This is a genomic window from Pseudomonadota bacterium (assembly GCA_039193195.1).
Classification (GTDB): domain Bacteria; phylum Pseudomonadota; class Gammaproteobacteria; order Steroidobacterales; family JBCBZW01; genus JBCBZW01.
Genome location: JBCCWS010000031.1, coordinates 1 through 7,256 on the forward strand (window position 1 = coordinate 1; position 7,256 = coordinate 7,256).

General features: G+C 62.7%; 4 protein-coding genes and 2 pseudogenes. 2 read left to right on the plus strand and 4 right to left on the minus strand.

The genetic code is table 11. From position 1 onward, the window contains the following. Window positions 1-137 precede the first annotated feature (137 nt). Together AAGA68_19570 and AAGA68_19575 are read right to left on the minus strand one after the other, a co-directional pair. Window positions 138-1,070: pseudogene (locus AAGA68_19570) on the minus strand (tryptophan 7-halogenase). A 16-nt stretch (window positions 1,071-1,086) separates the two neighbouring features. Continuing rightward, on the minus strand, window positions 1,087-2,787 hold the full coding sequence (locus tag AAGA68_19575) for a TonB-dependent receptor (GenBank protein MEM9387269.1): 1,701 nt from the start codon (window positions 2,785-2,787) through the stop codon (window positions 1,087-1,089). On the opposite strand from AAGA68_19575, the pseudogene AAGA68_19580 reads away from it, so the two are divergent. Then, window positions 2,678-3,199: pseudogene (locus AAGA68_19580) on the plus strand (MFS transporter). The gene AAGA68_19575 and the pseudogene AAGA68_19580 sit on opposite strands and share 110 nt — an antisense overlap. A gap of 83 nt (window positions 3,200-3,282) precedes the next feature. Here AAGA68_19580 and AAGA68_19585 read toward each other — a convergent pair. Further along, window positions 3,283-4,218 carry a hypothetical protein gene (locus AAGA68_19585; GenBank protein MEM9387270.1) on the minus strand — a complete coding sequence of 312 codons (936 nt, stop codon included), beginning with the start codon at window positions 4,216-4,218 and terminating at the stop codon, window positions 3,283-3,285. Window positions 4,219-4,445: 227 nt separating this feature from the next. After that, window positions 4,446-5,090, minus strand: a complete 645-nt coding sequence (locus AAGA68_19590; GenBank protein MEM9387271.1) for a hypothetical protein — start codon at window positions 5,088-5,090, stop codon at window positions 4,446-4,448. A gap of 666 nt (window positions 5,091-5,756) precedes the next feature. On the opposite strand from AAGA68_19590, the gene AAGA68_19595 reads away from it, so the two are divergent. Beyond that, on the plus strand, window positions 5,757-7,127 hold the full coding sequence (locus AAGA68_19595) for a TolC family outer membrane protein (GenBank protein ID MEM9387272.1): 1,371 nt from the start codon (window positions 5,757-5,759) through the stop codon (window positions 7,125-7,127). Window positions 7,128-7,256: the final 129 nt, after the last annotated feature.

Genomic DNA, 7,256 nt, shown 5'->3' on the forward strand with positions numbered 1-7,256 from the left:
CTGCATGAGCGACCCCAACACTCGGAAAACGCCGGCCTCAACCCTGAGAACGCCTCACAGGCACTCGCTCAGCTGCGGTCAACGCCCTACGATCTCATCTCAGGGGCTCAACGCCACACCTCATGAATAAAGCAGGCTAGGTAGCGTTCCAGCGCCTGCTCCGCCTCCGCCTGCGAGAAGTGACGGCTAGAGTAGACATGGCCAACACCGCGACGGGTCGTCAAGCCGATGTCCCAAATCCATCCTCCGGCGGTGGCGGTGGAGATCGTGTGCGAGGCGATCGGGGCATCCTCCGTGGCGTAGGGCACTTGCACGGCCAGCGCCGTATCGATGAACAGCACATCGTCACGGCTCACGAAGGGGACATCGTAGTGCTTGCCGAGCAGAATCGAGGAAAATCCCGTGCAGTCCACGAAGAGATCTCCGTCGACGGCTCCATGCTCTCGTGTCTGGACGCTTGCGATGTCGCCGTTCTGGGCGCTGTTCACATGGACGACGTCGTCAAGGACGTGCTCTACACCGAGCACCTGCGTGCAGTGGCGCTGCAACAGTGTGGCGAACTTACCCGCATTGAGGTGATACGCGTAGTTGGCGACCGCAGAGTACTCTGGCGTGGTGATCAACTTGGGCGCTAGGCCTCGCTCGCAGATCTCCTCTTGAAAGCACACCGCTTGTGAAAAGGACCGGCTTTCATCACCCTGGTCGCGGCGCATCTGCCAGTAGGGGGCAAGATTGCACTGACTGAAGCCCTGTGGGAGGACGAGTGGGTGGTAATAGAAGTCGTTCGCCGCCCCCGTCGTCCAGCGCGCAAACTTAGCTCCCTGCTTGAACGATGCATCACACTGGCGTAGAAACTCGGTCTCGGTGATACCGATGCTTCTCAGCGTGTTGCGCATCGTAGGCCACGTGCCCTCGCCAACCCCGATCGTAGGCACATTCGGGGACTCGACGAGCTTGACGCGAACTCCGTCCTGCCCCTTCGGCCCGTGGAGGGCAGCGATGCGACCGGCGGTCAACCAACCCGCCGTACCGCCGCCCACGATCACTACTGTCTGTAGACGCCTATCCATGTGCCGTCCCCATGCGCTAGAAGACAGCTCTGATGCCGAATCCAATACGCCGTCCAGGGTCGTCCACACTGAGAAACTGATTCTCGAAGCGACCGTGGCGAATCACCTCTTCCTCAGTCAGGTTGATAACCTCCGCGAATACCGTCAGCCGATCCGTGAAGGCGTAGCTGCCACTTAGATCCCACTGCTGGTAGTCCTCTACGAAAACCGGCTCTTCGGCGCCGGCCGACTGGCTAAGGGACTGTAGGAATGTGTCCCGTCGGTTGTAGGCGATTCGGGCTTGGAAGGGGCCGCGTTCAAAGAAGCCCACCACGTTGAAGCTGTCGCTAAGGCCAGGGAGTGCGAAGGTCTGCGCCGTGTTCTGGACATCGAGTTCGGCATCACTGTCCGTGAGCGTGGCGTTGAAGATGAAGCCGAGGCCCACGTCGAAGGTGTGCTGGAAGGCAAACTCGATCCCAGACACCTGGGCCGTCTCGCCGTTGGTGGGTGTCGTGAGCGTGAAGATGGCATCCTCGCCGGTGAGGGGGTCCGCAACGACGTTGCCGTTACTGTCCGTAAACGTGGTGTCCGTGGCGCCTGCCACAATAAAGTTGTCGACGTTCTTCTGAAAGTACCCGAGGGAGATGTAGCTCGAGCGTCGGTAGTAGTACTCGACCGATAGATCGAGGTTGTCCGACTTGAAGGGCCGCAGCGCAGCGTTTCCGGAGCGTGCGGTGAGGTTGCCACCCGGACGGGTGGTCACGATGGTCAGCACTGGCGTTAAGTCCGCCAGCGTCGGTCGCGTCAGGGTTCGTGAAGCCGCAAAGCGGGCGATGAGGTTGTCGGTGACATCGAGGCGCACCGATAGGCTCGGGAGCAACACCGAGTAGTCGGACGTCGCTACCACCGGCGTCGCGTCACTAAACACCCGACCGAACTCCGTCTCATCGATGATCGTCAGCGCTTCGAGGGGCACGGACGTGCCATTGACCCGGACGTCCGTCGCCTCGTAGCGAGCACCAAAAATGGCTGTGATGGGCATCTTGCCGAGCTCACCCGCGAAGTCGAACTCGAGATAGGCAAAGTCCGTGTCTTCGTCCACCACGTAAGAGGCGCCGGTTTGTACGGCGTCGTGGTTGATGCCCGTATTCGCTTCGAAGAGGTCAAAGACCTCTTCCGCGTCAAAGCGCAGCCATTGAGTCGTGGACGAACCACCGCCGCTGATACTGCCCAAGAAGCCGCTTCCAGCATCGAAGACGCTGAACACGGAGTCAGGGATATCGAAGGTGGGGATCGGTACGCCATTGAAGCTTCCGGAATCACCCTGCTCCAGGTAGCCCGCGAGGATGGCGTGCGTGCCGCTCGTGGTGTTATCGAAGAAGGCTACGGAGCGCCTCTCGTTGGAGACGCCCGCCCCGAAGCGCGCGCGGACCAAGCCACGGTCGTTTCCCTGGTCCCAAACACCGGATAGTTTGAACTCGTCGACCTGATCGTCGATCGCTGCGCCACCGATCTGACCGCCGCGAATGGACACATGGGCGCGCGGGTTTGACGGGTCGAGGAAGTCACCAACATTGTGAGTGGTGGAGCCGTCCGCCTGCACGAATCCATTCGTGTTGGGGAAGTCGGCGGAGAGTGACGCGCTGCTTATCAACATTGTCTCAGGTGCCGTGAGTGTTATCGCCTGCTTGCTGACGATCGCCCTCATCGATCGTATCGGACGCAAGCCCCTACTCATCGTCGGCTCCGTGGGGATGGCCGCAGCGCTCCTGGGCCTTGTGCTGGCATTCGCCTCGGCACAGGTTGATGCCGACGGCGCCTTGCAGCTCGAGGGACAAGTGGGAACGGTCGCCCTCGTGTGCGCCAATCTCTACGTGTTCGTGTTCAATATGACACGGGGGCCGGTGATGTGGGTCATGTTAGGAGAGATGTTTCCGAACCAGATTCGCGGCTCTGCCTTGGCCGTGAGCGGTTTCATGCAGTGGGGCACGAACTTCGCGATCACCCTTAGCTTTCCGATCATGCTCGGCGGCATGGGGCTTGTTGGCGCGTACGGCTTCTACTTCCTCTGCGCGACCATCTCTGCTGGCTTTGTGGTGATCATGGTAAGGGAGACGCGAGGCCGCGAGCTCGAGCAGATGGAAGGCTGACGGGGTCTGCCTTGGATACCGAGCACGCAGGGCGGCCGCAGGAGTGGAGCCGTCCCGGCGCCCGGGTTCGCTAATGGATAGGCTTAGCCGTCCGTGCCGATATTCGTCCCGGTGGTCATAGGCAACCAGCTATAAATCTGCAACCCGGGCTTCACGCGAGCATGCTCCTGGGCGTTGTAGCAACGCTTGGTGGCCAGCCGAGACCCCAGCTCCGTGTTGTCCACGCAAATCGTCTTCGGAATGCTCTTGTTGTTCGAGTAGTGCAGGCTCGAGCTGAGCACCGTCATTGGCTTCGGGCTGCCCTCTACGAGGCCAGGGATGAACTGTGAGGCTTCCACCGATGCGTGGGCCTTCTCCATCAGTACGTCCGCATCGGCCGTTAGCGGATTGCGCCGGCTGCGTGCATTGGTGGGCGTGCCTGCGTCATCCACATCCACGTACACCACCAGGCGGAAGGCGCCATCGTCCACGCACGGCTCGCGTGCGGCCTTACCGTTTTTGCAGGCGGCGTCCTTGAGCATGCGTTCGTACCAGGTCGCCTGGCTGCTCAAGATCTCCTGGGGGGCCACGTAGTGCTCGCCGTGCTCCTGGGTGTACAAGCCGAGGTTGGGGTAGGCGCTGACGTTGCACTTATCACCGATGCAGCGAACCTTCACCCGTACGCTCATCACCACGTCCACGGCTTTGCCATCCACCTCGGCGGCTTGGAACTTGGCGCGTCGAAGGCCTGCGTAGGTGGCGCCCAACACGCTCTCGGACGTGCTGCCCTTGATGCCCTCGGCGAGGCCGCACTTCGCTCCCCCGGCCTTGCCCTTGCGCGTGACCAGCACCTGGCAGTTCACCTGCGCAGTGCCGTTCGCCCAGCGCACATTCCTCGGTCTTTCGACGACTTCGCTGAGCGGGATCTTGCCGCCATCTGGCAGCGCTGGCGTGTAGGCGGCGACGGCGCCCGAGGCGATGAGCAAGGCCGTGCAGGCCAGGGCCGTAGTAAGGTGCTGGCGCACAGTGCGACGGATCATGAGGCTCCTCCTTGAGGACGGTTGTTGAATGATTGCAACGGCTGATGCGGCGAATTGCCCATGCACGAACCCTGCGCCAAGGAGCTTACAGCGACGGTCACGCTACGGAAGTCTTCGAGATAGGGATCTTTGTTAGTGCGATCGTAAGTTTGTCTTTCGATCGACGGCGGCCGCGTCGCAGCTCAATCGGTTTGGCTGCCACCGAGGCGAGTCTTGCGCGCAACGCGTCAACGGTATCGAGTGCGTCGCGCGGGCGTGTGTTCCACAGCGGGTGCGCCTGGAAGGCCCCGACCTGGGCCTGCGAGATGGGTGCTCTCGCCAAGAGGGAGTCGCGGGTACGACGTGTACTCGGCCGTGTCCGCGCAACTGACGATCGTGGCATCGATGTTGCCTGAGCCGTCACGGAAGGCGCGGCTTGGGTACAAGCTGCAGTAGGACCGCCACTCCCCTTCCAGCGAGGAGCCAGTGCGGGTCAGGACGTATTCGAACCAACTCGTGCTAGGGCCCGTGCAGCCGTCGGCCTCGGGGTTAACCGCGACCAAGCGAAAGCGTTCCGTGCTTGGGGTGATCAATCCGTCGAGCGCATTCCATGTCGACTCGGACAAGGTGACCTCACCGGCAAGCTCGATACGCGGCGGTGGTGACACCACGTTGGCCTCCAGGCGCCAGAGGTAATCGAAGCCATCGGTGAGGCAAAGGGGAATGCCTCCCGTCAGCGCTAGCGGGGGTTGAGCGAGTATTGCTGCGGGGCTGTCGGCCGGCGACAGTCCTGAAGGTGTCTTGGGGGCGTCCGCCGCAGCGTTGAAGCTGAGCAAAAGAGTCGCAATGCCCGCGGCGAGGCGAGCAGCCTCAAGGCGTGATGTGTGCTTCATGATGAGGCTCCTTGAATCCATTCTTAGAGGTCTCGCAGGTGTGCAGGGTTCCACAAGCCCGGGTGATCAAGTCGACGCACAGCCTTCAAAGTACGACGAGTCATGATAGCACTACGACATCTGGCGAGACGGTGACGGCCGAAACTGGGGCGGGGCGGCCTTTACCTACGGGTTTCGTATCAGCGGGTGGTTTGTCCCTGTTCCCGCCAGCCTATAGTTGCTGATCGGTGGCCTGGGAGCGCTGTGGCTACGCCAAGATGCCAGGCAAGGTGTCGTCAGCTCCCGGGGTGATCAGCGCAGCACTCGTGCTGCCGTCTCTGTCGCCATCAGCTCCGGTGGCCGGTTGCCGCCGAACCCGGCCACGTGCACTGAAGCAATGCATCTGATGTCGACCTACCGAAGACACGGAAAGCGACTCAGGTCTACGCGGAACCGTCACCTACTGACTCGCAACGGTCCAACACCCTGGGCAGGTTGTGCGGCGTTCCAGGCTGGTGCTTTCCGGGCGGCAGTGGGGCTTGGCTTGGTGCGATGCAGCGTTAGCTTTGGTCGCACATAATTCCGCAATGGTGAATTCATGTGACATCGACGGAAGGGCTTGTGTAGTCTCACAGAGACGTCGGCCACGCCGACCAGGGGAAAACAATAAAAGCGGGTGGACCACGGATGCTCCAACTATGCGGGCGATGCTGCATCGCGCTAGTGCTGTACGTGCTGATGCTGCCGGGGACGCAAGCTGGCCAACTCGCCGAGCTCTACGAGCGGGCCCTGGGTGAGGATCCGCGGTTTCTAGCGGCACGCCACGAGTACGACGCCCAAGCTCAGGAACGGCCCCTCGCACGATCGGCCTACCTGCCGTCCCTCGACATCGTCTACGAGAACATCGAGACCGAGCAGGACATCGTGCGCAGCGACAACGAGGTTTTTGGTGCCGGTCGCTCCACGTTCCCCACCGACAACCTGATCATCAGTCTGCGCCAGCCGATCTTCCGCTACGACCTGTGGCAGTCCATGAAGCGCGCCAAGGCGGTAGTGCAGCAGGCAGCCCAGACCCTGGCGGCGGAGGAGCAGGAACTCATCTTCCGCGTCACCGAGCGCTATCTCGCCGTGCTAGCAGCTAACGATGGCTTTGACTTGGCGCTGGCTGAACAGCTGGCGATCAAGGAGAACCTCGAGCTGGTGCAAGCCCGTCGCGCGGCGGGGATGGCCAATCGCGTGGATGTGTACGACGCGAAGGCGCGGGCCGCCGTCGCCGACGTCCAGGTGTTGGAGGCGGAGAACCGCCAGCAGGACGCGCTCCGCGCGCTGGAGGAAACGGTCGGCCCCGTCGTTCTGCGCCGTGAGGCGCTGCAGGCGACGATCGGTCTTACGCAACCCGACCCTGTCGACGGCCAGTCCTGGGTCGATGCCGCCCTCGCGCAGAACCTTCGCATCGCTGCCGCAGGTCAGGCGGTGGTGGCTGCCCAGCGTGAGGTGCGAGTCCAACGCGGTGCCCGCTACCCAAGCCTCGATCTGGTCGTCACCGATTCCGATCGCGACACGGGGGGCACCCTCTTCGGCGGTGGCAGTGAAGTGGAGACTCAGGAGCTGCTCCTGCGCGTGCAGGTGCCCATCTACAAGGGCGGTGCAGTTAACGCTCGGGTTCGCCGCGCGCTCGCAGAGCTGGAGCGGGCGCGCGATGAGCTCGAGCTGCTCGAACGCCAGAGTGAGCGGGAGGCGCGGGGCGCCCACCGCAACGTGGTGACGGGGCTGTCGAAGGTGCCGTCGCTGCTCGAGTCGCTCGAGGCCCAGCGCAGTGCCCTGGAGTCGAAGGAGCGCGGCTACGAGGCGGGACTGAACACGGCCCTCGACATCCTGGACGCGCAACGCGACTTCTACCTCACGCGCGGGGACTATCTGCAGTCGCGCTACGACTTCCTGCTCGACACCCTGCGCCTGAAGCGGGTGGCGGGCATTTTGAATCGGGGAGACCTCATGGCGGTCGATGCCATGCTGGTCGACGCGCCGGCCAGTCGGTCGCCGGTCGCCAGGGACTGAGGGGAGCACGGTGGCGGTGCCCCTGGCCCGCCCTAGGGGATGTAGCGGCCGCACACGCCGCTACCACACGACTACATAGGGGCTTGAGTCGTGCGTCATGGATGGCATCGCAGACTGTTGCAGGGACAG

What these genes read in the sequence shown, in the direction of transcription:
- AAGA68_19575 (MEM9387269.1), bottom strand. Translation starts at nt 2,787, where the DNA reads ATGAGTAGGGGCTTGCGTCCGATACGATCGATGAGGGCGATCGTCAGC.
- AAGA68_19590 (MEM9387271.1), bottom strand. Translation starts at nt 5,090, where the DNA reads ATGAAGCACACATCACGCCTTGAGGCTGCTCGCCTCGCCGCGGGCATT.
- AAGA68_19595 (MEM9387272.1), top strand. Translation starts at nt 5,757, where the DNA reads ATGCTCCAACTATGCGGGCGATGCTGCATCGCGCTAGTGCTGTACGTG.
- AAGA68_19585 (MEM9387270.1), bottom strand. Translation starts at nt 4,218, where the DNA reads ATGATCCGTCGCACTGTGCGCCAGCACCTTACTACGGCCCTGGCCTGC.